This window comes from Streptomyces sp. NPDC001796 (assembly GCF_042892355.1).
In the GTDB taxonomy this organism is placed as follows: Bacteria; Actinomycetota; Actinomycetes; order Streptomycetales; family Streptomycetaceae; genus Streptomyces.
This window is the reverse complement of record NZ_JBIAUC010000031.1, coordinates 37,553-59,738: the sequence shown is the minus strand read 5'-3', so window position 1 is coordinate 59,738 and position 22,186 is coordinate 37,553. Positions and strand designations below refer to the sequence as shown.

The 22,186-nt window shown below is 70.0% G+C and carries 26 protein-coding genes and 3 pseudogenes; 9 read left to right on the top strand and 20 right to left on the bottom strand.

Going from position 1 to position 22,186, the window contains the following annotated elements:
- Positions 1–21: 21 nt before the first annotated feature.
- Positions 22–1,167 carry a VOC family protein gene (locus ACFYZE_RS34875; protein ID WP_389003327.1) on the bottom strand — a complete coding sequence of 382 codons (1,146 nt, stop codon included), beginning with the start codon at positions 1,165–1,167 and terminating at the stop codon, positions 22–24.
- A 138-nt stretch (positions 1,168–1,305) separates the two neighbouring features.
- On the opposite strand from ACFYZE_RS34875, the gene ACFYZE_RS34870 reads away from it, so the two are divergent.
- Positions 1,306–1,944, top strand: a complete 639-nt coding sequence (locus ACFYZE_RS34870; RefSeq protein ID WP_389003324.1) for a TetR/AcrR family transcriptional regulator — start codon at positions 1,306–1,308, stop codon at positions 1,942–1,944.
- Here ACFYZE_RS34870 and ACFYZE_RS34865 read toward each other — a convergent pair.
- Together ACFYZE_RS34865 and ACFYZE_RS34860 are read right to left on the bottom strand one after the other, a co-directional pair.
- Positions 1,910–2,560, bottom strand: a complete 651-nt coding sequence (locus ACFYZE_RS34865; protein ID WP_389003321.1) for a TetR/AcrR family transcriptional regulator — start codon at positions 2,558–2,560, stop codon at positions 1,910–1,912. The two genes, ACFYZE_RS34870 and ACFYZE_RS34865, sit on opposite strands and share 35 nt — an antisense overlap.
- 108 nt (positions 2,561–2,668) lie before the next feature.
- A complete protein-coding gene (locus ACFYZE_RS34860; RefSeq protein WP_389003318.1) occupies positions 2,669–3,100 on the bottom strand; it encodes a zinc-binding dehydrogenase in 432 nt (143 codons plus the stop codon).
- Positions 3,101–3,281: 181 nt separating this feature from the next.
- Here ACFYZE_RS34860 and ACFYZE_RS34855 point away from each other — a divergent pair, with 181 nt between their 5' ends.
- Both ACFYZE_RS34855 and ACFYZE_RS34850 read left to right on the top strand, forming a co-directional pair.
- Entirely contained in the window at positions 3,282–3,935 is a 654-nt protein-coding gene (locus tag ACFYZE_RS34855) for a TetR/AcrR family transcriptional regulator (RefSeq protein WP_389003315.1), read from the top strand.
- 104 nt (positions 3,936–4,039) lie between these two features.
- A complete protein-coding gene (locus ACFYZE_RS34850) occupies positions 4,040–4,603 on the top strand; it encodes an ATP-binding protein (RefSeq protein ID WP_389003312.1) in 564 nt (187 codons plus the stop codon).
- 46 nt (positions 4,604–4,649) lie between these two features.
- Here the strand turns inward: ACFYZE_RS34850 and ACFYZE_RS34845 are convergent, their stop codons facing one another.
- Positions 4,650–6,215, bottom strand: a complete 1,566-nt coding sequence (locus ACFYZE_RS34845; protein WP_389003309.1) for a YibE/F family protein — start codon at positions 6,213–6,215, stop codon at positions 4,650–4,652.
- A 109-nt stretch (positions 6,216–6,324) separates the two neighbouring features.
- Here ACFYZE_RS34845 and ACFYZE_RS34840 point away from each other — a divergent pair.
- Together ACFYZE_RS34840 and rpsR are read left to right on the top strand one after the other, a co-directional pair.
- Positions 6,325–7,194: pseudogene (locus ACFYZE_RS34840) on the top strand (GTP-binding protein); the annotation flags it as partial.
- 20 nt (positions 7,195–7,214) lie between these two features.
- Positions 7,215–7,457 (top strand): 30S ribosomal protein S18, encoded by a 243-nt coding sequence (gene rpsR, locus ACFYZE_RS34835; RefSeq protein ID WP_389003306.1) that lies wholly within the window; start codon positions 7,215–7,217, stop codon positions 7,455–7,457.
- Positions 7,458–7,480: 23 nt separating this feature from the next.
- Here rpsR and infA read toward each other — a convergent pair whose 3' ends face one another.
- The 9 genes from infA to ACFYZE_RS34790 form a co-directional block, all read right to left on the bottom strand.
- Entirely contained in the window at positions 7,481–7,705 is a 225-nt protein-coding gene (gene infA / locus ACFYZE_RS34830) for a translation initiation factor IF-1 (RefSeq protein WP_389003303.1), read from the bottom strand.
- Positions 7,706–7,779: 74 nt separating this feature from the next.
- Entirely contained in the window at positions 7,780–8,532 is a 753-nt protein-coding gene (locus ACFYZE_RS34825) for a GNAT family N-acetyltransferase (protein ID WP_389003300.1), read from the bottom strand.
- 122 nt (positions 8,533–8,654) lie between these two features.
- Complete coding sequence (locus tag ACFYZE_RS34820; protein ID WP_389003298.1) at positions 8,655–9,113, bottom strand: Fur family transcriptional regulator; 459 nt, start codon at positions 9,111–9,113, stop codon at positions 8,655–8,657.
- A gap of 13 nt (positions 9,114–9,126) precedes the next feature.
- Entirely contained in the window at positions 9,127–9,996 is an 870-nt protein-coding gene (locus ACFYZE_RS34815; protein ID WP_389003295.1) for a metal ABC transporter permease, read from the bottom strand.
- Positions 9,993–10,904 carry a metal ABC transporter permease gene (locus ACFYZE_RS34810; RefSeq protein WP_389003293.1) on the bottom strand — a complete coding sequence of 304 codons (912 nt, stop codon included), beginning with the start codon at positions 10,902–10,904 and terminating at the stop codon, positions 9,993–9,995. Before ACFYZE_RS34810 ends, ACFYZE_RS34815 begins: the two co-directional genes overlap by 4 nt.
- Positions 10,891–11,832: a metal ABC transporter ATP-binding protein gene (locus ACFYZE_RS34805; protein ID WP_389003290.1), complete on the bottom strand. Its 942-nt coding sequence runs from the start codon at positions 11,830–11,832 to the stop codon at positions 10,891–10,893. The genes ACFYZE_RS34810 and ACFYZE_RS34805 overlap by 14 nt, the downstream gene beginning before the upstream one ends.
- Before the next feature lie 9 nt (positions 11,833–11,841).
- Positions 11,842–12,819, bottom strand: a complete 978-nt coding sequence (locus ACFYZE_RS34800; protein WP_389003287.1) for a metal ABC transporter solute-binding protein, Zn/Mn family — start codon at positions 12,817–12,819, stop codon at positions 11,842–11,844.
- Positions 12,820–13,136: 317 nt separating this feature from the next.
- The gene (locus ACFYZE_RS34795; protein ID WP_389003284.1) at positions 13,137–13,529 is read right to left on the bottom strand and encodes an SCO5389 family protein; all 393 of its coding nucleotides are present in this window, start codon (positions 13,527–13,529) and stop codon (positions 13,137–13,139) included.
- Between the two features lie 45 nt (positions 13,530–13,574).
- Positions 13,575–14,534, bottom strand: coding sequence for an ATP-binding protein (locus tag ACFYZE_RS34790; RefSeq protein WP_389003281.1), 960 nt, complete (start codon positions 14,532–14,534; stop codon positions 13,575–13,577).
- A gap of 167 nt (positions 14,535–14,701) precedes the next feature.
- On the opposite strand from ACFYZE_RS34790, the gene ACFYZE_RS34785 reads away from it, so the two are divergent.
- The gene (locus ACFYZE_RS34785) at positions 14,702–15,082 is read left to right on the top strand and encodes a hypothetical protein (protein WP_389003278.1); all 381 of its coding nucleotides are present in this window, start codon (positions 14,702–14,704) and stop codon (positions 15,080–15,082) included.
- A 24-nt stretch (positions 15,083–15,106) separates the two neighbouring features.
- Here ACFYZE_RS34785 and ACFYZE_RS34780 read toward each other — a convergent pair whose 3' ends face one another.
- The 6 genes from ACFYZE_RS34780 to ACFYZE_RS34755 form a co-directional block, all read right to left on the bottom strand.
- Positions 15,107–15,469: an ArsR/SmtB family transcription factor gene (locus tag ACFYZE_RS34780; RefSeq protein ID WP_389003275.1), complete on the bottom strand. Its 363-nt coding sequence runs from the start codon at positions 15,467–15,469 to the stop codon at positions 15,107–15,109.
- Positions 15,456–15,893 carry a (2Fe-2S) ferredoxin domain-containing protein gene (locus tag ACFYZE_RS34775; RefSeq protein WP_389003272.1) on the bottom strand — a complete coding sequence of 146 codons (438 nt, stop codon included), beginning with the start codon at positions 15,891–15,893 and terminating at the stop codon, positions 15,456–15,458. Before ACFYZE_RS34775 ends, ACFYZE_RS34780 begins: the two co-directional genes overlap by 14 nt.
- Before the next feature lie 102 nt (positions 15,894–15,995).
- Positions 15,996–16,748, bottom strand: a complete 753-nt coding sequence (locus ACFYZE_RS34770) for an SDR family oxidoreductase (RefSeq protein ID WP_389003270.1) — start codon at positions 16,746–16,748, stop codon at positions 15,996–15,998.
- Between the two features lie 81 nt (positions 16,749–16,829).
- Complete coding sequence (locus tag ACFYZE_RS34765) at positions 16,830–17,657, bottom strand: alpha/beta fold hydrolase (RefSeq protein ID WP_389003267.1); 828 nt, start codon at positions 17,655–17,657, stop codon at positions 16,830–16,832.
- Between the two features lie 528 nt (positions 17,658–18,185).
- Positions 18,186–18,410 carry a nitrile hydratase subunit alpha gene (locus tag ACFYZE_RS34760; protein WP_389003264.1) on the bottom strand — a complete coding sequence of 75 codons (225 nt, stop codon included), beginning with the start codon at positions 18,408–18,410 and terminating at the stop codon, positions 18,186–18,188.
- Positions 18,359–18,691: an SH3-like domain-containing protein gene (locus tag ACFYZE_RS34755; protein WP_389003261.1), complete on the bottom strand. Its 333-nt coding sequence runs from the start codon at positions 18,689–18,691 to the stop codon at positions 18,359–18,361. Before ACFYZE_RS34755 ends, ACFYZE_RS34760 begins: the two co-directional genes overlap by 52 nt.
- Here ACFYZE_RS34755 and ACFYZE_RS34750 point away from each other — a divergent pair.
- Both ACFYZE_RS34750 and ACFYZE_RS34745 read left to right on the top strand, forming a co-directional pair.
- Positions 18,599–19,291, top strand: a pseudogene (locus tag ACFYZE_RS34750) (trehalase-like domain-containing protein); the annotation flags it as partial. The gene ACFYZE_RS34755 and the pseudogene ACFYZE_RS34750 sit on opposite strands and share 93 nt — an antisense overlap.
- 152 nt (positions 19,292–19,443) lie before the next feature.
- Positions 19,444–19,680 (top strand): annotated as a pseudogene (locus ACFYZE_RS34745) (glycoside hydrolase family 15 protein); the annotation flags it as partial.
- A 179-nt stretch (positions 19,681–19,859) separates the two neighbouring features.
- On the opposite strand, the gene ACFYZE_RS34740 reads toward ACFYZE_RS34745, so the two are convergent.
- Positions 19,860–21,164, bottom strand: coding sequence for an FUSC family protein (locus tag ACFYZE_RS34740; protein WP_389003258.1), 1,305 nt, complete (start codon positions 21,162–21,164; stop codon positions 19,860–19,862).
- A gap of 61 nt (positions 21,165–21,225) precedes the next feature.
- Between ACFYZE_RS34740 and ACFYZE_RS34735 the strand changes: the two genes are divergently transcribed.
- Positions 21,226–22,155: an NAD(P)H-binding protein gene (locus ACFYZE_RS34735; protein ID WP_389003255.1), complete on the top strand. Its 930-nt coding sequence runs from the start codon at positions 21,226–21,228 to the stop codon at positions 22,153–22,155.
- Positions 22,156–22,186: the final 31 nt, after the last annotated feature.

Genomic DNA, 22,186 nt, shown 5'->3' with positions numbered 1-22,186 from the left:
GGGTGCGCAGAACGTTGGTGCTCATGAGCTCATCGCTTTCATCAGGCCCAGCAGGCGTGCGGGGTCGAGTTCGTTGTCGCCGCGCAGGGCCGTCATGACCTCGCGCAGCTTGGCGGGCGACGGGTTGGTGCCGAGGAAGTCGCGGGTGACCGGCGGGCCCCACTGGGCCAGGCCGCTCGCCGACATCGGCGCCCATCCGGGTTCGAGGTCGCAGGAGAACAGGTCGCCGTCGGCGAAGTGCTCCAGCATGAAGTGGTCGGGGTCGCGCCAGTAGTCGAAGAGCTGGCTGCCCTGGACGTGCCGGCCGATGCCCCAGCTGCGCCGGTAGCCGCGCTCGGCCAGGTACTCCCCGCCGGCGGCGATCGCGTCCAGGTCGGTCACCTGGTAGGCGGAGTGGACGTAACCGGTCCCCGGTCCCAGATGCATCGCCAGTGTGTGGTGATCGACCGCCACACTGCCCTGGTCGCAACGGATGAACGCCATGGTCGGCCCGCGATCCCGCTGCCCGTCCAGGAACAGGAAGTCGGACACGATCATGCCAAGGGTGTCCAGGTACCAGTCCAGCGTGCGGGCGAACACCCGTGTCTCCAGCACCACATGGCCGAGGCGCTGGATGCGGGACGGCTCACGGGGCGGGCGCTGGGTGGTGTTCGTACGACGGCCTTCGATGCCGGTGTTGAGGAGCAGCGGCTGCTGCCCGGGCAGCGCGGGCAGCGGTTCGGCGCAGTGCACCACCCGGACTGGGAGTCCCGTGGGATCGAGCAGGGCGACCGACTGTCCGCCGCCGGGGACGTCGATGTCCCGGACGGTGCTGCCGGTGGCGCGGGCCAGCCGGCCGAGATCGTCCCGCTCGGCCGCGCGGAACGCCGGCCCGAGGAAGCGGGACGCCCGCCCACGCCGGATGACCATGCAGGGTGGGCCCGCGAACGTGCCGCGCAGCCACAGCTCCTCCTCGGTGCGGGCGGCGATCGCGAAGCCGAAGTCACGGGCGAACACCTCGGCCCGGTCCAGGTCCGGCTTCTCGAACTCCAGCCAGGCCAGATCCGCCACTTTGATCACGGGATTCCGGGCTCGTCCGGGGTGTTCACCGCGTAGGGCGCCCTGCTCACTGTGGAGGTCTTGGTGGGGCGTCAGAGGACCGCCCTTGTTAACGGGGATGTGGGACATGGTGTCCTCCAAGCAACACTGCCGTAATGAGGAAATCATCAACTCTGCCATTTCTCGTCGTCAATAGGTGTAGGTCAAATAATTGAGGATCTCATCAGCAATGGCAGTATCATCGTTGCGGCGGTTACACTGAGCCGTATGCCGACGTCAGCCCCGCCCAAGAACCGCTTCGAGCGACGCCGTGCCGAGACCCGCCAGGCGCTCGTCCGCGCGGCCCGGCAGATCCTCGCGGAGACCGGGGACACGAGCGCAAGCATCCAGGCCATCGCCGAGCGCGCCGATGTCGGCTTCGGGTCCTTCTACAACCACTTCGAGTCGAAGACGAAGCTGTTCGACGCGGCGGTGACGGACGCCCTGGAGGAGTTCGGGCAGGTCATCGACGAGCGCGTGGAAAGCATCGACGACCCGGCCGAGCTGGTCGCGGCCGGCTTCCGGCTCACCGCCCGGATGGCCGACTCCCACCCGGAACTCATGCGAATCCTGCGCGATCGCGGCCTGTCCCACATCCACTCCGACCGCGGCCTGTCCCCACGCGCCCTGCGCGACCTGGAGATCGGCATCGCATCGGGCCGCTTCACCTGCGGCAACGCGACCACCGCCCTGTCCGCACTGGGCGGCACCCTGCTGTCCCTGGTGGCTCTCCGGCTGGACCGCCCGGACCTCGACGGCGACGAGGCCGCCTCCGACCTGGCCGAGATGGTCCTGCGCATGCTCGGCCTCGCCGCGGACGACGCCCACGAGGTCACCCGTCGCCCGCTGCCCGATCTCGCCCGATGACCTCCTGCACCTGAAGCGCGGCCCTCTGTGGTGCTACGCCGGCAGCGACGAGGAACGCGGTTGCCGCGGCCTCACCAGTGAGGTCCGCCCACGGGCATGCGGCGTTCTCCTCGGCGAGGGCCAGCATGAGTGCCTCCAGTGCTTGGGCGAGCACGGGTGCCGGAAGGTGGTCCGCGAAGACGCCTTCGCGCTGACCACGTCGTAGGGTTGCGACGGCTTCTGCGCGGGCCGGTGCCAGAGTGGTACGGATCGCGTCCTCTCCCAGGTGGCGCCGTCCCAAGGCGATGAGCATGCGGTAGTGGTCGCCCACCGTCCATGCCGCCAGCACCATCCGTGTCATCTCCTCGACCGGGTCGGCATCCGCGGTACGGGCTCTGGCGAACGCCTGCCGGAGTTCATGGCCTGCTTCCTGTGTCAGGTCGGCGATCAGCGCGTGCTGGCTGGGGAAGTGTCCGTAGAGGGTGCGCCGGGCGACGCCGGCCGCCGGAGCGATGCTGTCGAGACTTGCGTCGGGGTTGTCCCGCAGTTTCCGCCGAGCGGTGGCGAGGATGCGTTGACGGTTCGCGCGAGCGTCGCTGCGCTGCGGTGCGCGGCCCGGGGTGTCGGTCGTCTGCATGGTTGTGTCTCTCCGCGGTTGCCGGAAAGCCGTGGGCGCCGGTGCTCCCTCACGCACCGGCGCCCACTCACCCCTGCCCAGGGTGGCTTGTTGTCCTGCTGACGGGCGTCAGGGGACGAGGATGAGGCGGATCGGGTCGCCGATCTTGTTCTCCAGTCGGTGGACGGCGTCGGCGGCCTCGATGAGCGGGATGTGGTCGGTGATGGAGGGGGCCAGGTCGAGGCGTCCGGCCGCGGTCAGCTGCACCAGCTCGGAGACGGATTCGGGGAAGCCGCCGTAGTGGCCGCGCACCTGCTTCTGCAGGTAGTTGAAGGTCAGGCCCTCGGTGATGGTCAGTGGCCGGGGCGTGATACCCACCAGGATCAGGGAGCCGCCCAGGCCGAGCACGGAGGCGGCCTGGTCGCGGACGGCGGGTACGCCGGCGCAGTCGAAGGCGAAGGCGAGGCCGCGTCCGCCGGTGGCTGCGCGAACCTGGTCGGCGAAGTCGGGGGCTGCCGGGGGGTGGGCAAGGGCGCGCTGCGTAGGTCGATGTCGTGGCACCGTACGGAAACATACGCCGTATGGAATTTGAACCATACGAGGTATGGAAAGTGGAGCGCAACCCCGGGAGCCCAGGTGAGGCTGTGGTGAAGCTCATTTCCATACTGCGTACGGAACTGGTACCGTACGAGGTATGGAAAAGAAGGTGAGACGTCCCCCGCGGGGAACGAGGAAGAGAGACGTGCCTCTGACGGAGGCCGGGATCTATGCCGCCGCCCTGCGGCTCATCGACGAGGACGGCGTCGAGGCGCTCACCATGCGCAAACTCGCCACCGCGCTCGACGCGAACCCGATGTCGCTGTACCACCACGTGCCGAACAAGGAAGCCGTGCTGCGCGGAGTGACGAGAATGGTCGGAGCGCAGTTCCGCACCGTGACACTGGAGGACGCTCCCTGGCAGGAGCGGATCCGTCTGCTCGCCACGGACTTCCGGACCCTGGCGCACCGTCACCCTAAGCTGCTGGCGTACTCGTTCAGCCACCAGCCGGACTTCATCCAGCCCGACGACCCGTTCTGGACCGCCCTCACCGCCATCGTGGCCGCTGCCGGTGTGCCGCAGTCAGAGGTCTCGGAGATCGCCGCGCTGATGGTCGCCGTCGTCATCGGCGTCCTCACCGCAGAACTCAACGGCGCACTCCACCAGTGGTCGACCCTCAAGCCCCACGGTCCTCAAGCCGACGAAGACGGGGCCGCGGACGCAGACCCTGACTCTACGGATGCGGCGCTTGAAGGCCCTGACCAGGACCACATGTTCCGCCTCGTGATGGACACGCTGATCACGGGCCTGGAAAGCCGCCTCACCGCCGGTCGTGACGGCCGACACGCCGGCCATTGAGCCAGTCAGCCTGAGACGCTGCGCCCCAGGCACTGGCGGCTGAGGCGCGCCCGCAGTCGGGCGATATCAGGCTGCGACACAGGGGAGCCACCCCGTCACATCAGGTGAGACCGCCCGGCGGGGCGGTTCCACATCCAGCCTCTACACGGCAGCCGTATGCCGACGCTGAACCGTGCAATGACCATGGTCGTCGGCTTGTTCCCGGTCTCCCTCCTGAAGGGGGAGACCGTCGGCCTCGTCGAGCTGAATCACCCGCGTCATCCGTTCACCGAGGCGGCTACGCCGCCGACGCCTCCTGGGACCTGCCGAACGAACCGGTCACCGTCACAACAGCCCGGCGCCTGGCCGCCCGTCAGCTCAGGGAATGGGGTCTGGAGCCGCTCGTGACGCCCGTGGAGTCGATCGTCAGCGAACTGGTCGCCAATGCCATCCGCCACGGCGGCGGACCCAGCCGCCTACGGCTCATCCAGCACCGGGTGCTGACGTGCGAGGTCTTCGACAGCCACACCGGCCAGCCGCGCTCCCGCCGTCCCCACACGCTCGACGAGCACGGCCGCGGCCTCCACCTGGTCGCCCAGCTCTCGCGCAGGTGGGGCTCCCGCTGCGCAACGGACGGCAAGGTCGTCTGGGCCGAACAGGACCTGCCCGCCAGGGCCGGTGCCCTGTGACCCGTCGGCGAGCCGCGCGCGACAGCGCACCTTGCGGAGTGCGTTCTTAACGCTTCCGTCGACGCCCGCCCCGGCCCGCTGCCGCTCCCGCGGTTGTCGTTTCCCTCTCCGGGCCGGGCCGATCGGCTGCGACCACCAGGGCTGCCAATAGCGTCGTGACCGGCACCGAGGCCACCAGGCCGATCGAGCCCACCAGCGTGCGCACGATCTCTTCGGCGACCAGCTCGCTGTTGGCGACCGTGGCCACGCCGCTCTGGGCGATGGAGAAGAGGAGCAGGAGGGGCAGTGCGGCGCCGGCGTAGGCGAGGACGAGGGTGTTGACGACGGACGCGATGTGGTCGCGGCCGATGCGGATGCCTGCCCGGTACAGTCCGCGCCAGCCCATCGTGGGGTTGGCGTCGTGCAGTTCCCAGACGGCCGATGTCTGCGTCACGGTGACATCGTCGAGCACGCCGAGCGAGCCGATGATGACGCCGGCGAGCAGCAGACCGCTCATGTCGAGCTTCGGATAGAGGCCGTGGATCAGGCCGGTTTGGTCGTCGGTGTTGCCGGTCAGGGCGGACCAGTCGATGAACTGTGAGCCGAGGATGCCGATGAGCGCCAGTGAGAGCAGGGTGCCGAGCACCGCCACCGAGGTACGGGCGGACAGACCGTGGCACATGTACAGGGCGATCAGCATGATGGCGCTCGATCCGACCACCGCCACGAGCAGCGGGTTCGAGCCCTGGAGGACGGCCGGCAGGATGAAGAAGTTCAGCACCAGGAAGCTGATGGCCAGGGCGACCAGCGCCATCACGCCGCGCAGCCGGCCCACGACCACGACGGCGAGGGCGAAGATGCCGGCGAGCAGGCCCATGGGAAAACGGCGGTTGACGTCGGTGACCGAGTACTGCAGGTCCTTGGGCGCGGAGGGTTCGTAGGCGGTGACGACCTTCTCGCCCTGGTGCAGCTGCCGTGCCTGGTCGGGCTGCACGATCTCGGTGAAGGTGCGTCCCTTGTCCTTGCCGGTGTCGACCCGGATCGTGGCCTTGTGGCAGGTGCCGTTCGCCTCCTGCTGTGCCGAGTTGCCCTCGGCGGTGGAGGTGTCGCCGGTCGGGGTCTCGCCGGAGGCGTTCACCGCCTTGCAGCTCACCTCGACGACCTTGGTGACGGTTGCCTGCTGGGTCTGCTGGTCGAAGCCGACACCGGTGTGCTTGTGCGGCGGGGCTCCGCCCGGCCACAGCACGACGAGCCCCACCACGACCGCGGCGGTGAAGGGGATCAGGATCGCCGCGATGACCTTGCGTAGGTGCCGGGAGACCGGCGCCGCGGGCCCGTGGCTGTGACTGTGGCCGTGCGAGTGGCCGTGTCCGTGACCGCCGGCTCCCGCTTCGGGGCTGTGACCGGAGCCATGTTCGGCGGCGGTCGCTGGTGCGTGCCCATGGCCTGTCGTCTGAGAGAGGGGGAGGTGGCCCGCGCCGGCATCGGGTCCGTAGCCGGGGTGAGGTATCGACTCAGGGACATTTCCGTACCCGTAGTCGTGGCCGTACTCGCTCGTGCGACCACCTCTGGGTCGGGGCGGGTCACCGACCCGGTTCCAGTCTCCGGCGCTCTGCCGGTCAGCGGTGCCCATGCCGTCTCCCTCGCGGTTGTCCGTGCCCCCTCCGGAGCCGGTCCTGCGCGGCGGCTCTGAGGAAGAGTACGGGAACGGCTGTGGCGTGGACTCAGCCCGAGCATCGCCACTGTGGGATTCCGTCGAGCCCCAGGCCATGGCCGGAGTCATCGCCGCCGCGGGCGCACCGCTGGCCCTGACCGGGGTCGCCACCGCGGTCGATCCGGCACTCGTCCTGCCGTACCTGTCCAACGGCGACGACCTGGCCGACGTCGGCCTCGCCGCCGCTCCGACCGACCAGCGCACGGTCGCCGACACCTTCGCCCGGCAGCTGGAGTATCCCACGGTGATCGCCCTCGGCGACGACGATTCCTGCGACGAGGTCGCCGACGACACCGACCACGCGCTGCTCGCCCAGCTCACACCAGGCGCACGCAAGGTACGGGTGCAGAGCGACGGTGCCCTGGAGGCAGCGCTGTCGGCGGGCTTCGACGTGGCAGCGGCCGCCGCCCGCGTACATCCTGCCTGCGCGCTGCTGCCGCAGTCGTGCGACGAGCACGGCGTGAGCACCTTCGTCTGGCGGCGCGAACGGCCCTTCCATCCGCAGCGCCTGTACGCGGCGCTTGAGGACCTCACCTGCGCCGCCGCGCGCAGCCGGGGGCGGTTCTGGCTGGCGGACCGCCCCGACACACTGCTGTCCTGGGACGCCGCCGGCGGCGCGCTGTGCGTGGAGTCGGCCGGGCCCTGGCTGGCAGCTCTGCCCGACGCCGCCTGGGAGATGGTGCCCGCCGAGCGCCGCCTCGCCGCCTCCGTGGACTGGCACCCGGAACACCGCGACCGCTGCCAGTACCTCACCTTCACCTCGCCCGGCCTGGACCGCGACGGCCTGTCGGCCCTGCTCGACTCCTGCCTGCTCACCGACGACGAGTACGCGGCGGGCAGGGACCGCTGGAAGCAACTCCCGCACGCCTTCGACGACTTGCTCGACCCCGTGACCTGAAAGAGAGGACCGACCTCCCCATGACCCGACGCACAAGCATCCGGCGCCAGACAGCCAAGCGCCAGCGCACCAACCCGCTGGACGCCGCCGGAATCACCTACATCGACTACAAGGACACCGACTTGCTGAGGAAGTTCATCTCCGACCGCGGCAAGATCCGCAGTCGTCGGGCGACCCACCTGACGCGTCAGCAGCAGCGGCAGATAGCACAGGCCATCAAGAACGCACGCGAGATGGCGCTCCTTCCCTGCAACTCCCGATAGGGCGATGGGCGCCGCACCTTCCGTTACGCCCTGTACCGGTAGCGGATCCGGCCGTGGGTGAGGTCGTAGGGGCTGAGTTCCACGAGCACCCGGTCGTACGGGAGGATCTTGATGCGGTTCTTCCGGATCTTCCCGCTGATGTGGGCGAGCACCGTGTGCCCGTTCTGGAGTTCCACCTTGAAGGTGGCGTTGCGCAGGCACTCGATGACGGTGCCTTCGGCTTCCACGCCCCCTGCTGCCTTTGTCATGGTCTCTCACTTCTCCCGTTCTATGGCGGCGAATTCGGTACGAAAACGGTCGCTCGGTGCGATCTGGTGGCGCGTCAGGGGCGGACGAGCTCCAGGGCGCTGGCCGCGCGCCGGGCACCGATGCTCTCGAACAGGGCGGTGGCCGCCGCGTTGGACTCGTCCACCTCGGCCCATGCCGAAGGGGTCCCGGAGTGGTGCAGCGAACCCAGCGTGTGGGCCAGCAGCGCCCGGGCGATGCCGCGGCGATGCCGATCGGCCCGGACGGCGATCAGCCCGATCCGTGGCTGCCGGGTCAGCGGCCCCACCCGGACCAGTCCCACGTAGTCGTCCACGTGCCTGGCCACCGCGTACTTCGACGGGTCGAGCACGGTGGTCCCCGCCGGGCGGGGCAGCACCTCGGCCGGCATCGTCTGCCATCCGACGGTGGCCTCGATCTCGCCGCGGATGAGGCGGTCCAGGGCGCGCAGAGGGCCCTGCTCCGCCTCACCGGCGGGCACGATCGTCATGCCGGACGGGGGCCGTACCGAGCCGAGCCCGGTGATCTGCGGGTCGGTGGGCACGAGACAGCCCCACTCGCGGCGTGCGGTGGCGAAGCCGGCCCGCTTCCAGGCGGACCTCGAGTCGTGGTCGGCCTCGTCGACGACGGTGTACAGCGGTGCCGGCAGGTCCGCCGGCATCGCGTCGGCGATGCGGTCGAAGACCGCGCCGTGCCACGCGTCGATGCTGACGAAGAGCCGCCCGTCGGGCCGACGCGAAGCGACGCCGCGGCCGACCGTCAGGTCGTCCTCCACAGCGTGCCACTGCGTGTCCGAGACCCGCGTGACCACAACCGGATGGTTGTCCGTGCCCGGGGACGCCGGCCGGCGGGAGACGGATGCCTGCGGCTGTGCTCCGGGATGCGACTGCTGCCCTTGACGGTGACCACTCCGGATAGGGAGCGCGCCGGAGTTCACCGGCGCTCGTCCGCCGCCAGCCCTCGGCCGCAGTCCGGGCACACCCCGGACAACTCCACCGTGTGCCGGACGTTCGCGAACCCGGAGGTCTGCGCGACGGTGTCGGCCCATTCCTCCACCGGGCCGGAGTCGACGGGCCGGCTCAGGCCGCATTCGGTGCAGATGAGGTAGTGGCGGTGTTCGGGTCCCGGGCGGTAGCGGAAGAGGCGTTCACCGCTGGTGTCGCGCACCATGTCGGCCCGGCCGACGCTGGCCAGGCCGGCCAGCGTGCGGTAGACCGTGGAGAGGCCGACTGGTGAGCCGGCAGCGGCGAGCTGGTTGTGGAGGGCTTGGGCGCCGACGAAGCCATCGGCACGGATGAGCGCCTCGACCACGATGGTGCGTTGCTGGGTGAGGCGGCCGATCAGCGTGACGTCGTGCGAGGGGGTGGGGGTGCGCTGGCGGTCGGGTGCCATCGGGTGCCTTCGCTCATGTGCCGGTGGGGACGGCGGTGTGCGTACGAGGACGGGGGACCGGGCGTCGTATGAGGAAGGTCGCGGCGTAGACGGCCGTGGCGGCGGCCATGATGGCGAAGCTCGGCGGCATCTTCGGCAACGCGTACGAGGCGAACAGCCCCGCCCACATCTCCAGCACCGCCAGCCCTGCGGAGAGGGCGAGCGCACGGTAGGGGCGATCGGTGACCCGGATCGCGGCGCCCGCCGGGGCGGCGAGCAGACCGAGCAGGAGCAGGGAACCGACCGCCTGGGTGGCCTCGGCGGCGCTGATCCCGGCCAGGGCGAGGAAACCGTATCCGAGCAAGCGGACAGGTACCCCACGAGCCGCGGCCACGGCCTCGTCGAGCGTGGCGAACAGCAGCGGCCGGGCGATGAGGACCACCAGCAGGCCGACCCCGGCGGCCACCAGAGCGGCGACGGCCGCGCTGCTGGAGGAGATGCCGAAGACGGAGCCGAACAGCACACTCACCCCGGCGGTGCCGTTCGTGGTGCTGCGCGAGGTCGTGTAGAGGGTGATGAAGAACGCGCCCAGGCCCAGGATCCAGGAGAAGACGCTCCCGATGACCACGTCGTCGGGCCGCGCCTTGCGGCCGAGGGTGCCGAAGAGCAGCGCCATGGCGATGGTCGCGGCGAACAGCCCGAGGCGAAGATCGGCGCCGAAGGCGAGAGCGGCCATCGCACCGGTGAAGGCGACATGGCTGAGCGCGTCGCCGGTGAAGACCTGGGCCCGCAGCACCAGGAAGTAGCCGACCAGCCCGCAGGCGGCGGCGATGGCGGTACCGGCGAGGAAGGCGTGCAGGAAGAACGGGTGGGACAACGGGGACGCGGCGAGCAGGACGGTCATGCGACCACCTCCTTGGCAGCGGGCGTGGCCCCGGCCCGGGTGCGACCGAGTACCTCGCGCAGCGAGCGCCGGCCCAGCGCGAGCAAATATCCGGCGAAGGCGATGGTCGTCACGAAGAAGCCCAGAGGGTAGGGCCAGTAGTAGGCGGCGGTCAGCCCCAGCCAGGTCGCGGCGAAGGCCAGCAGAACGGCCAGGGTCAGACTCAACGCCGGGCGGGCGGTGAGGACTTGCGCGGTGGCGGCCGGGATCACCATGAGGGCGAAGACCAGGAGGGTCCCGGTGATCTGGCTCGCCTCGGCGGTGGCCGCACCGAGCAGGACGAGGAAGACCACCGACAGGGCGCGGACCGGCACCCCGCGCCCGCCGGCCACCTGCGGGTCCACGGACGCGAACAGCAACGGCCGCCCGATCAGCGCCAACACCGCGAGCACCACCGCACCGACCACGGTCAGCACGGTCACCTGGGAGGAGGTGATTCCCAGGAAGGTGCCGAAGAGGATGGTCTGCGGCCCCTCCAGCAGCCCTCTGTACAGGGCGGTGAACAGGAACCCGGACGCGAGCAGAAACGCCTGCACCGTCCCGGTCAGCGCCGACTCCTCGTGCTCACCGCCGCCCCGCAGGGCCGCGATGACCAGCGCTGCGGCCACACACAGCGTGAAGTAGCCGTAGACCGCGCTGAACCCGAGCAGGAGCGCCCCGGCGGCGCCGGGGAAGGCGACGGCGGAGACGGTGTGCGCGGCGAACGTCTGCCGCCGCAGCACCACGATCCACCCCACGACGGCCGAGACCACGGCCACGACCGCGCCGGCGCGGAACGCGTTGACCATGAATGGGTAGGACCACATGTCCTGGAAGTCGGTCAGGAGGTTCCACGACCAGGTCGGTGCCCCTGTCTCAGCCAGCAGCATGACCGCTCCCCGGGGTGTCGTGCCGGTCGGTGTGCACGGCCGGTGCCTCCGGCTGGCCCACCACGACCAGCCGCCCGTCCGAGGTCTGCAGCACCTCGACCGGGGTGCCGTACAGCCGGGTCAGCGTCTCGGAGGTGATGACCTCGCCCGGCGTGCCGGTGGCGGCACCGCCCTCCGCCAGGTACACCACCCGGTCCAGGTGGTGGAGTATCGGGTTCACGTCATGGGCGACCATGACCACCGAGACACCCTCGTGATGGCAGATGCGCCCGATCAGCGCCGCGACGGCGCTCTGGTTGGGCAGGTCGAGGCTGTCCAACGGCTCGTCGAGCAGGAGCAGTTCGGGTCGGCGGGCCAGTGCCTGGGCGATCAGTAGGCGCTGCTGCTCGCCGCCGGAACACTGCCCGATGGGCCGGTGCGCGTACGCCGACGCTCCGACCAGCTCGATCACCTCGTCCACCCGCGCACGGGAGGCCCGCCGACGCGCACTCGGGAACGGCAGCGGCACCCCCCACCGGTCACCGTCCAGGCCCATGCGCACCACATCGACACCGCGAATGCGCAGATTGGCGTCGAAGCTGCGCCGCTGCGGCAGGTAGCCGATGCGGTCGTTGGCCTGTCCGGGCCGGGCGCCGAGCACCCGAACCTCGCCGGCCGCCGCGGGCAGGGCACCCAGCAGAACCTTGATCATGGTGGACTTGCCGACTCCGTTGGGGCCGAGCACGGCGGTGAACTCGCCGGCCCCGATGCGAAGGTCCACACCCGACCACAACGTCCGGCCGCCGACCCGCACCGCGGCCCCGCGCAGGGCGACCACCGGATCGCTTCCTGCTCCACTTGCCGTGTCGTGACCCCCGCCTCGGCGGCCGGGGACGGCGTGGCCGCTGGTGTGTGTGACGGCTTCGCGGGCCTTCGCTATCGGGTTCATGGCTTCAGTTCACTTCCTGGTGGCCTTGGCCAGGGCCTGCTCGATGCCCTGCAGCTGGGTGGTCTGCCACTGCTGGAAGGTGGCCCCGGCGGGGGTGAGGGTCTCGGTCACCGTGGCGACCGGAATGCCCTGGGCCTTGGCCTCCTTGACCTGCGCCTGCACGTCCGGCGTGGAGTTCTGGGAGTTGTAGACGTAGAGCTTGATCTTCTTGTTCTTGATCTGCTGGTCGATGGCGGCCTTGTCCTTGGCTGTGGGGTCGGAGCCCTCGCTCATCGCGTCCAGGAACGTCTCCGGGGTGAGCATCTTCAGCCCCAGGCCCTCGGCGAGCGGCGTGACGATGGACTCGGAAGCACCGATCGGCGTGCCCGCGTACTTCGCTTCGATGTCGGCGACGAGCTTGTTGTAGTCGGCGAGCGTCTTCGTCTCGAAGGTCGTCTTCTGCTGGTCGAAGTAAGCCGCGTCGGCCGGGTCGATCTTCTTGTAGTCCGCGGTGATCTTCTCGATGACCTGGTGGACGTTGTCCGGGGAGTACCAGCGGTGCGGGTTGCCGCCCGGCTTGATGCCGACCAGGTCGCCGATCTTGAGCTGGGTGCGTCCGCTGCCGGGGTTGGCGGCCAGCAGCTTGTCGGCCCAGGTGTCGTAGCCGATGCCGTTGACGATCGTGTACTGGGCGGCGGCCACGGTGCGGGCGTCGGCAGCCGTGGGCTCGTAGTCGTGCGGGTCGGCGTCCGGGTTGTCGATGATGCTGGTCACCTTCACGTGGCTGCCGCCGAGCTGGGAGGCGATGCTGCCCCAGAAGTTCTCCGCCGCCACCACCTGGATCGTCTTGCCCGAGCCGCTGCCACTGCTGGTCGCGGCGGTGTCGCTGGTGTGCGAGGAGGAGGTCGAGCAGGCGGTCGCCGTCACGGCCGTCAGGGCGGCCGTCGCGGTGACCAGTGCGATCCTCGCGGTCGGCCGGGCGGAACGGGAGGCGGGGGCGGTGGACATGCGGGAGCTCCTTCGGGCGATACCGGGCGCGCAGCGGACACGCGCCGGCCGTGTGGCGACACCTCCGACGCTAGATGGAAATGATTTTCAGATCAATGGCAGATGAAAACCATTGCCATCTTTTGACCAGGCGTACGACTGCTCGGGGGCTGCGCAAGTAGGGGGTGCGGCGGATGCCGCCGGGACAAGCGCTGACGGCCGTCGCTCACGAGGACCGGGTGTCCTGGTGGGCGACGGCCGCCGAGGGGACGAAGTGGCCGGCCGGCCTGATTGCCGAACGCCGGTTCCGGCAGTCGGCGGTCGCGACCGGCAGTGGTTCAGCAGTCGCGGAACTCCGGCGACTGGTTGAGGATCTGCGCCCGGAGCGAGGTGAAGCGGGCGTGGGTCTCGCCGCCGCGTGCCTCGGGGCGGAAGGCCGCGACGCGGTGGCAGTTCTGGAAGGCGAGGGCGATGCCGAAATGGCGTTCCAGGCTGCCGCGGATGGCGTCGCTTGACAGGGCGCGCAGGAGCTGGCCGCGCTCCGTCTCGGAGGGTGGCGGGGTCTGGTTGTCGGCGAACTCGGCCGTGCCGGACCGCAGTTCCTCGGCGAGGCGGGCGATGAGGTCGTAGGCGTACGGCAGGGAGGTGCGCACCGTTTCCACGAAGTCCTGCTCCCGCACCTCGCCGTTCTCGGCTTCGGCGAGCAGCTGCGGGGAGACGTCGAGTGACATGAAGGGCTGTCCTGTTCTGTGGTTCTTTTGGTGGAGGGGATGGGGTCAGGCGAAGACGGTCAGGGCTGCGGGGCCGTGCTGGAAGTCCGGGTCGACCTGGGTGGCGAGGTCATGGCCGGTGGCCTCGTTGGCCCAGGCTGCGGCGTTGCGCAGGTGGAACTCCACGGCGTGCTTCTGGAAGGTCGCCCAGTCCTTGGGGCGGGTGTCCACGGCCGCGCGCAGCAGGTCCAGGGTGCGGGTGTTGTGCGGCTCCAACTCGCCGTGGCCGCGGCCCTGTTCCTGGGCGCGTACGTAGAAGGACTGCGCGAAGTGCGCGAGCAGATCGTCGCCGACGTGCTCCTTGAGGAAGAGCAGGTCGTCCTCGCCGGTGACCTTGTTGCCGACGACGGCGACCGGGACGCCGAACTCGGCCGCGTGGTCGCGGTACTGGCGGTACACGGAGACGCTCTTGCGGGTCGGTTCGACGACCAGGAACGTCATGTCGAAGCGGGTGAACAGGCCGGAGGCGAAGGCATCGGCGCCGGCGGTCATGTCGACGACGACGTACTCGCCGGGTCCGTCCACGAGGTGGTTGAGGTACAGCTCGACCGCGCCCAGCTTGGAGTGGTAGCAGGCCACTCCAAGGTCGCTCTCCTTGAAGGCGCCGGTGACCATGAGCGGTACGCCGCCGACCTCCTGGACGTGGTGGCTGTGCACCTCGTCGTCGCCGAGCAGCCGCAGCAGCCGGGACCCGCGTCCGGGCGGGGTCGTCTTCACCATGGCTTCGATGGAAGGGATCCGCGGATTCGTGCCCCGCAGGTACTCCTTGATCTCACCGGTGCGGGCGCTGAGCGGCGGCGCGGCGAAGACCTCGTCCTCGTCGAGGCCGAGGGCGTACGCCAGGTGCTGGTTGATGTCGCCGTCGATCGCGACGACCGGCGCTCCCGAGTGCGCCAGGTGACGGGAGAAGAGGGCCGACAGGGTCGTCTTGCCGCTGCCGCCCTTGCCGACGAAGGCAACGCGCATGGCTAGCCACCCTCCTTATTGAAAATGGATGTCATGCGCATAGGCTGGTGGTGCGGCCGGGTGCTGTCAAATCACCGGAGCTGCAACTGGCTGATTCCCACAGCGGGTCTGGGACCACGCGGCGGCAAACAGGGGATCCCTTTCACTCATACGGAGGAGACTCAGAGATGAGCGATACCGCAGGCGGCCGTCAGTGCCGCCCTTTCACCCTCGTGGTCTGCGGCTCATGCCGTGCCGCCGCGAGGGGGCGGGTGATGGACGTACTGCGCCGTGCGGTCCGGGAGTGCCCGCATGGGGTGATGGTCTCCGCCGGTTGCCTCGTGAGGGTGCTGCACTGCCGCAGGCGCCGCGGGCTGCACGCCGCCGTGCAGCCGTGCGGGGCCGACCGCAGGCCGAGTGGTGTCGTCGTACGCCTCGGTCCGCTGGTGACGGAAGCCGACGCCGAGGCGGTCGGGGCCTGGCTTCGGGCCGGAATGCCCGACGACGGCACGCTGCCCGACCGGCTGCGCACGGCCCCGGCGCCGCAGCAGGTGGCACACCTCAACTGACGTACCCCTCCTGGATGCTGTGCGTCAGCCGAGGTCGCGTACGCCGAGGCGCAGGTGCTCGATGTGGTGGACGGCCTGGTCGAGGAGTTGGGCGACGTGGTCGTCGTAGAGGCTGTAGACGATGCGACGGCCGTCGCGGCGGCCGGTGACCAGGCCCAGGGCGCGCAGCAGGCGCAGTTGGTGGGAGACGGCGGACTGTTCCATGCCAATGGCGGCGGCGAGTTCGCCGACGGGGTACGGGCGTTGCCGCAGGGTGGTGAGGATCAGCAGGCGGGACGGTGTGGCGAGGGCCTGGAGCGTCGTGGCGACGGAGGCGGCGGTGGCCTCGTCGAGCCGGGCGGCCGCGAGAATGTCGCGGCCGCCGGCGTCGAGGTCATCGGCGTGCACGGGCGCGGGCCTCGCGCGGCGGGCGGATGAGCTGGAGCGCCAGGGCTGGCGGTGGTTCGGCGATGCCGGGTCCGCCAGCCTGCGCCCAGTGCAGGAGGTCGTCGGTGCAGTCGTCGTCCATGGCGAAGCCGACCCAGACGGCGCGGCCTCCGGCCCGGCGCCCGGCGGTGGAGGGCTGGACGACGATGACGTTGGCCTGGTCGCAGGGACCGAGGCAGTCCGTCGTACGGACCTGGAAGCCGTGCTCTGCCGCGCCGGCGCGCAGTCGGTCCAGTTGCCAGGTGTGGTCGGCGCCGATGGGGGTCCCTCCGGTCGAGCGAAGCCGAGACTGGGGGAGCTTGCGCAGGTTGCCGCAGCAGCAGCCCCGGCACACGACGAGCGTGCAGGGGCGGGGAGCGGCCGCCCGGATGACGGGCCGGTTCACAGCGCGGTCCGGGACGGCACGCCGTACGTCCGGACCTGGCCCATGGTCCCGTCCCGCGATCGAGTCCGGGGCACACAAATCCGGGCCACCGCGATGCGCGGCTCAGCCGACGAGCTGCTGGCCTCCGTCGATGTCGTAGGTCGCACCGGTGAGTGCGGTGTTGGTCATGATGTGCACGGCGAGCGCCGCCACGTCCTCTGGTACGACTACGCGGCCGATCGGCAGCGTGGCGCGCAGTTCCTCGCGGCGGGCGTCGAGTGCGTCGCCGAGCAGCCGGGCCGACAACGGCGTGTCCACGAAGCCGGCGGCGATCAGGTTCACCCGGACCGGCGCGAGCTCGAGTGCGAGACTGGCCGTGAACGCGGGCGTCGCGGCGGTGACTGTAGGGGCGACACCGAGAGCGGCCCGGATCCGGCGGGCTCCCGTGCCGCTCATGAGCAGCAGCGTGCCGCCCGGCCGTACGGTGCCGGCGCAGTGGCGTGCGACCTCGAGGGCGAGCACCATGTGGTCGCTGACGGCCCGGCGCGCCTGGGCGGCGTCCATGTCCAGAAGGCGGCCGTATGACGGGCCGCCCGCGGTGACGTGGTCGATCGGCCCTGGCAGCTGCTGGAAGAACCGTTCGAGTTGCTCCGGGGCATGGGCGTCGAAGGCGGCGGTGCCGAGGGCGTCGGCCTCCTTGGCGGCGGAGCGCAGGCGTTCGGGGTCCCGTCCGGTGAGGACCACGCCGGCGCCCTGGGTACGGGCGAGCCGTGCGGTTGCCAGCCCGATGCCCGCGCTCCCGCCGATGACGACGAGGGTCTGCCCGTGCAGGGCCTGGTCGCGGGATCCGTAACCCGCAGTCGGCTCGACCGTCATGATTCCTCCCGCGCTGTGGTCTTGCCTGGGTTTCGTCCTGGGCGAAGGCGAGCAAGAACTTGCGGCTGGCAGGGTCGGTTTCTACTTGTTGAGGAATTCCAGAAGGTCCCGGTTGAACCTCTCCTTGTCGCCCGGCACCATCGCGATGCCGTGGGAGCTGCCCTCGTACACCTTCAGCTCGGCGTTCGGGATGATCTGGGCGGACTTGCGGCCGGTGGCGTCGATGGGCACGACCTGGTCGTCGTCGCCGTGCACCACCAGGGTGGGGATGTCGAATTTCTTCAGGTCCTCGGTGAAGTCGGTGTAGCCGAAGGCGTCCACGCATCGCACGCCGCCTTCGATGGTCTGCGCCATCGCCATGTACCAGAAGGCGTCCTTGTTGCCCTGGGTGACTTTGTTGCCGGGGCGGTTGGCGGAGAAGAAGCCCTCCGCGGTGTCCTTCCAGAACTGGGAGTGCTCGGCGAGGATGCCGTTCTTGAGTGCGTCGAACACCTCGTCCGGAACGCCCTCGGGATTTTTGGCAGACTTGATCATCACCGGCGGGATGGCGGACAGCAGCACCGCCGAGCGCAGCCGCCCGGTGCCGTGTCGGCCGATGTAGCGCGCGAGCTCGCCGCCCCCCATGGAGTGCGCGACCAGGGTGACGTCTCGCAGGTCGAGGTGGGTGAGCAGGTCGTTGAGGTCGTCGGCGAAGGTGTCGAAGTCGTAGCCGTCCCAGACGGGCGTGGAGTGTCCGTGGCCGCGGCGGTCGTGCGCGATTCCGCGGTATCCGGCGTCGACGACGGCCTTGAGCTGGTCCTGCCAGGCGTCGCCGTTGAGCGGCCAGCCGTGGATGAACACCACGGGACGCCCCTGCCCCCAGTCCTTGTAGAAGATTTCGACACCGTCGCGGGTGGTGCAGATGGGCATGTGGCCTCCGTTGGCGCAGCTCCGGCCGTACGTGGGCAGGCCGGGCGGAAGAGAGGGATGTTCTGGCACCCGCTTGCCAGCGGAACGCAGGCCCGCACCGGGCGCAAGCGTCGACCGCCAGATGGCCTACGTGACGGTGGTGCTGGCCCTTCGATCGAGCCGATGCTCGCCGAAGCACGACGATCGCCGCCTGGGGACGAGGCTCTGCGGCGTACGGGATCGCGGAGCAGAAACTGGACGGTTTCCGGGCCGGCCCTTCGCGCGTCCCGGACTCGTGGTGATCCTGACATCGCCGCCGCGGCCGCCGAGCTGAGCGAGGCGGCCGTGCTCGACGGTGAGCTCGTCGGACCGCACGAGGGGCGGCTGCATTCGGTGAGCTGCAGCGCCGTCCAGGCCACGACGGAACGTCCGGCCTGCCTGATCGTTTCCATCGTTTGTTGCCACCGCGGTCCAACTCGGTCCAGCGCACGATGTTGGCGTTGCGTTCGGCCGTGGCCCTGATGACGGGCAGGCGGCCGTGTTGGTGAGTCAGTAGGTGTGCAGCCAGCCGGGGAAGACGTTGATGGCGGCGGTGCTGTCCTGGAGCAGGCGCAGCCGGTAGTCGGGGTCTGTCCACGCCTTGGCGACGACCTTGGCCCCGTTGAGCGGGCCCACGTTGGTCTCGTACTGGGTGATGATCCCGTTCATCACCTGCGGGTCGATCAGGCCCCGCTCGGTGAGCAGCTGCTCCAGTGCCTCGGTGCGCAAGGCCACGGAAGGAGGTTCGTCCGGGCCGCCGGCGGTGGTGGGCGTGCCGTGGTCTCCAGGTAGCTCTCGTACATGTCCACGGTGAGGGCGAAGCGTTCGGCGTCGGCGCCCACCAGTTCGCGTGAGTCGAACCGGACCGTGTAGACGTGCTGCGGGTTCTCGCCCAGGAAGTGCGCGTTGGTGTCCGGCAGCACATGGGCGGGCTGGATGATGTCGACGACTCCGGTCTGTCCCCGGATGTAGCCCGGCAACCGGATGTGCGTTCGGCTCACTCGAATGGTCGGCATGCCTCCTGTCCAGCATCAGCTCGGCGGGAGGGCCACGCAACGCGGGAGCAACGCGGCTTCACCGTGAACGGGCGCGCAGTCGCACCGCTTCCAGGAGGAATGCGAAGCCTGCGCACCCCGGGCAGTCTGGAGGTGGGGCGCGTGGCATGTCCTCAAGTCGCACGGTCGCCAGTGGCGACGTCACCGCTGACGCCCGGCACGTCGGGAAGAGGCCCCATGAACGAACATCCGCTGATCGAAGACCACGGACTCATCGGTGACCTGCACACGGCCGCGCTGGTGTCCACCCGGGGAACGATCGACTGGTTCTGCAGCCCGCGATTCGACTCGCCGAGCATCTTCGCAGCACTGCTCGACGGTGACAGCGGCGGTCACTGGACGATCACTCCCCAGGCGCCGACGTATGCGACCAAGCAGCTCTACTACCCGGACACCTGTGTGCTGCTCACCAGATTCATGACCGAGCAAGGCGTCGGCTCGGTCGTGGATTTCATGCCTCCCGCCTCGCCACGCAGTCCGACGAACCGGCACCGGCTGGTCCGCATGCTGCGCTGCACGCGTGGCGAGATCTCGTTCGACATCGAGATCGCCCCGCGGTTCGACTACGCGCGGCAACCGCATGAGGTCACGTCGTCCATGGGCGGCTGGCATTTCGCCGGCCGGGGCACGGACTTGACCATCCATGTGGTGGACACACTCGACGACGAGCGCCTGGACGACGGGAGAATCCGCGCAGGCAACGCGCTCATGTCCTGCGCGGGTCCGAAGGTACCTTCTCGGCGTGCACGTTCTGGTACGTGGAGGCCCTCGCCCGCGCCGGCCATCTGCGCGAAGGGCGATTGGTCTTCGAGAAGATGCTCACCTACGCCAATCATCTCGGTCTGTACTCGGAAGAGATCGGGCTGACCGGTGAGCAACTGGGCAACTTCCCTCAGGCGTTGACCCACCTCGCTCTCGTCTCCGCCGCGCTGAGCCTGGACGCCCATCTCGACGCCGCCGTGCCAGGTTTCCCTCCCACCTCGCCGGTTCCGGTTCCCTATCTCTACGCGCAACCGATGACGGCGGAGGCCGGAGGTTCGCCGGTCACGCCGGCCAGCCCGTATCCGCCGGACCACATCGTCCGCAGGTGAGCGCACCAGCCACCAGGTGACGGGCATCGGTTCTCGTCTCACGCTGCCGCGTGACGGCGGGGGCGGTGGCGGGAGGCGATGGTGGCGGTCAGGGCCTCGACGGCGTCGACGGTCGCGGTGCTCAGGGCGACGGCGCGGCCGGTCGCGGCGCTTTTGGTGCCGTCGGACGTCTCGGCCAGCAGGCCGGAGCGGGCGGTGAAGGAGTCGTACACCGACCGCAACGCCCCCGGGGCCACGGTCTCGGCTCCGGCGGCGGCGCGGGCCAGGGCGGTGAGGTGTACGTGCAGCGGGTCGGCCAGTTCGGTCAGCTCCGGCACGGTCTCCTGCGGGGTACGGGGCAAGTGTTCGCCCAGCAGGGTGGCACAACCGGCGACCGTGGAGACCTGAGTCCTGATCTGCTCCAGCTGCGCGTTCGACCAGGGCCCGCGGTGCTCGGCGGGCTCGCCGTGCGACTGCTCCACCGCGGTCTCCATGTGCTCCCGGACCTGCCGTGACCGCGCCCGCAGCGCGTCGACGGCTGCCAGATCGGCCGCCCCGACGTCGGCGTAGCCGGTCAGCAGTTCGGGCAGTAGCCGGTCCTGCACGCGCAGCCACTCCGCGAGCAGGCCCGGCAGCCGCCGGGTGGACCAGGTCGGCCAGACCAGGAAGATGAGCTTCGCGAGCGCAGCGCCGACCACCGTGTCGGCGGCGCGCGCCCACGCCGTGGGCCCGGGCAGCCCGCCGACGTGGTGGATCAGGAAGACGATCCAGGTGGTCAGCCACAGGTTGAGCATCAGCTGCCTGGTCCGCAAGGTCGCGAACGACGCCGCGGCCAGCACCACCGACGCGACCGCAAGGCCGGTGGGCGACCAGTGCGGCAGGGAGAGCATCCAGGCGAAGAGACCGCCCAGCACGGCCCCGGCCGCCCGTCCCCAGCCGCGGGCCATGGTGTGCCCGTACCCGGGGAAGAGGACCAGCATGGTGGTCAGGGCCACCCAGAAGCCGTGCGCGGAGATGCCCAGCCCGCCCCAGCCGCCGATCGACCGGCCGATGACCTCGGCGAGCACCACGCCCACGGCGAGCCGCACCGCGTGGCGGAAGATCGGCGACTGGAGATGCAACTGGGCCCGGATGCGCCGGGCGGTGCGTGCCACGGAGGGGGTGCCCGCGTACAGGCCCGGCACCTCGGTGTGGGGTTCCAGCACATCGCCGACGCGGCCCTCCGTCGAGCGCCCGGCCAGCTGCTCGGCCACCCGCAGCCGTGCAGCCAGGTCGCGCGGGCCGCGCACGGGCGAGGCCTGTGCCGCCGACTCCAGCACGGCCCAGACCTCATCGGGCGTGCAGACGGTGACTGCATGACACAACCTCGGCGAGGCTGGTCGCCTCCGGTTGCGCCGTGGAGGTGCAGACCCCAGTCTGCTTCCTATGGACGGCATCCCGGAAGCCAGTGCGCTGCCCATACTGGTGACGGGCGCGGCGGGCAGTGTCGGTGCCGTCGGACGATCTGTGGTCGAGGGGCTGAGGCAACGGGGCCTGCGCGTCCGCGCCATGGTGCATCGCGAGGACGAGCGAGCGGAGGCTCTGCGCGCGACGGGAGCCGAGGTCGTCGTCGGAGACCTGACGCGCGCGGTCGACGTCGCCGACGCCCTGGCCGGTTGTGGACGTATGTACTTCGGCATGGGCGTGTCGGCACAGTATCTCGAGGCTGCCGTGACGGCAGCGGCCGTCGCCCGCGCGTACGGACGCCTGGAAGTGTTCGTGAACATGTCGCAGCTCACTGTCTCGGAGATGGATCTCACCAGCACCTCCGAGTCCGTGCAGCAGCGGCAGCACTGGATGGTGGAGCAGGTCCTCGGCTGGTCAGGCCTGCCCGTCGTCCAGATCAGGCCCACCGTGTTCATGGAGAACCCGCTGTTCCGTGTCGGCTTCTCCTCGATCGCGAAGAACGGAAGCATCAGATTGCCCTTCGGCCGGGCGAAAACCTCCCCTGTGACGGCTCGGGACGTCGCCGCGGTTGTCGAGGAGATCCTGGCCGATCCGGCCCCGCACATCGGCCGAATCTACGAGCTGACCGGCCCGCGCTCGGAGGACACCGCGGCCATGGCGGCAGAGCTTTCCGCAGCTCTTGGACGACCGGTCGGGTACACCGACGTCCCGTTGCAGGAATGGATCAACGACGATCTCGGACCGCTGGGCCTGCCGGACCATGCCTTTCAGCACATCTCCACCATGGCTCGTCTTCACGCCGAGAATCGATACGACCGCAAGGCGGACGGTGTCGAGCAGGTCACCGGGCGGCCTCCAACGGGGGTGGCCGATTACGTCCGTGACAACCCCAGCCTGTTCAGCCTCTGAATCCGGGTCCTCGTGGTGCGGTGTACGCACT

What these genes read in the sequence shown, in the direction of transcription:
- ACFYZE_RS34875 (WP_389003327.1), bottom strand. Translation starts at nt 1,167, where the DNA reads ATGTCCCACATCCCCGTTAACAAGGGCGGTCCTCTGACGCCCCACCAA.
- ACFYZE_RS34870 (WP_389003324.1), top strand. Translation starts at nt 1,306, where the DNA reads ATGCCGACGTCAGCCCCGCCCAAGAACCGCTTCGAGCGACGCCGTGCC.
- ACFYZE_RS34865 (WP_389003321.1), bottom strand. Translation starts at nt 2,560, where the DNA reads ATGCAGACGACCGACACCCCGGGCCGCGCACCGCAGCGCAGCGACGCT.
- ACFYZE_RS34845 (WP_389003309.1), bottom strand. Translation starts at nt 6,215, where the DNA reads ATGGGCACCGCTGACCGGCAGAGCGCCGGAGACTGGAACCGGGTCGGT.
- rpsR (WP_389003306.1), top strand. Translation starts at nt 7,215, where the DNA reads ATGACCCGACGCACAAGCATCCGGCGCCAGACAGCCAAGCGCCAGCGC.
- infA (WP_389003303.1), bottom strand. Translation starts at nt 7,705, where the DNA reads ATGACAAAGGCAGCAGGGGGCGTGGAAGCCGAAGGCACCGTCATCGAG.
- ACFYZE_RS34820 (WP_389003298.1), bottom strand. Translation starts at nt 9,113, where the DNA reads ATGGCACCCGACCGCCAGCGCACCCCCACCCCCTCGCACGACGTCACG.
- ACFYZE_RS34815 (WP_389003295.1), bottom strand. Translation starts at nt 9,996, where the DNA reads ATGACCGTCCTGCTCGCCGCGTCCCCGTTGTCCCACCCGTTCTTCCTG.
- ACFYZE_RS34810 (WP_389003293.1), bottom strand. Translation starts at nt 10,904, where the DNA reads ATGCTGCTGGCTGAGACAGGGGCACCGACCTGGTCGTGGAACCTCCTG.
- ACFYZE_RS34805 (WP_389003290.1), bottom strand. Translation starts at nt 11,832, where the DNA reads ATGAACCCGATAGCGAAGGCCCGCGAAGCCGTCACACACACCAGCGGC.
- ACFYZE_RS34800 (WP_389003287.1), bottom strand. Translation starts at nt 12,819, where the DNA reads ATGTCCACCGCCCCCGCCTCCCGTTCCGCCCGGCCGACCGCGAGGATC.
- ACFYZE_RS34795 (WP_389003284.1), bottom strand. Translation starts at nt 13,529, where the DNA reads ATGTCACTCGACGTCTCCCCGCAGCTGCTCGCCGAAGCCGAGAACGGC.
- ACFYZE_RS34790 (WP_389003281.1), bottom strand. Translation starts at nt 14,534, where the DNA reads ATGCGCGTTGCCTTCGTCGGCAAGGGCGGCAGCGGCAAGACGACCCTG.
- ACFYZE_RS34785 (WP_389003278.1), top strand. Translation starts at nt 14,702, where the DNA reads ATGAGCGATACCGCAGGCGGCCGTCAGTGCCGCCCTTTCACCCTCGTG.
- ACFYZE_RS34770 (WP_389003270.1), bottom strand. Translation starts at nt 16,748, where the DNA reads ATGACGGTCGAGCCGACTGCGGGTTACGGATCCCGCGACCAGGCCCTG.
- ACFYZE_RS34765 (WP_389003267.1), bottom strand. Translation starts at nt 17,657, where the DNA reads ATGCCCATCTGCACCACCCGCGACGGTGTCGAAATCTTCTACAAGGAC.
- ACFYZE_RS34755 (WP_389003261.1), bottom strand. Translation starts at nt 18,691, where the DNA reads ATGCCGACCATTCGAGTGAGCCGAACGCACATCCGGTTGCCGGGCTAC.
- ACFYZE_RS34735 (WP_389003255.1), top strand. Translation starts at nt 21,226, where the DNA reads ATGGACGGCATCCCGGAAGCCAGTGCGCTGCCCATACTGGTGACGGGC.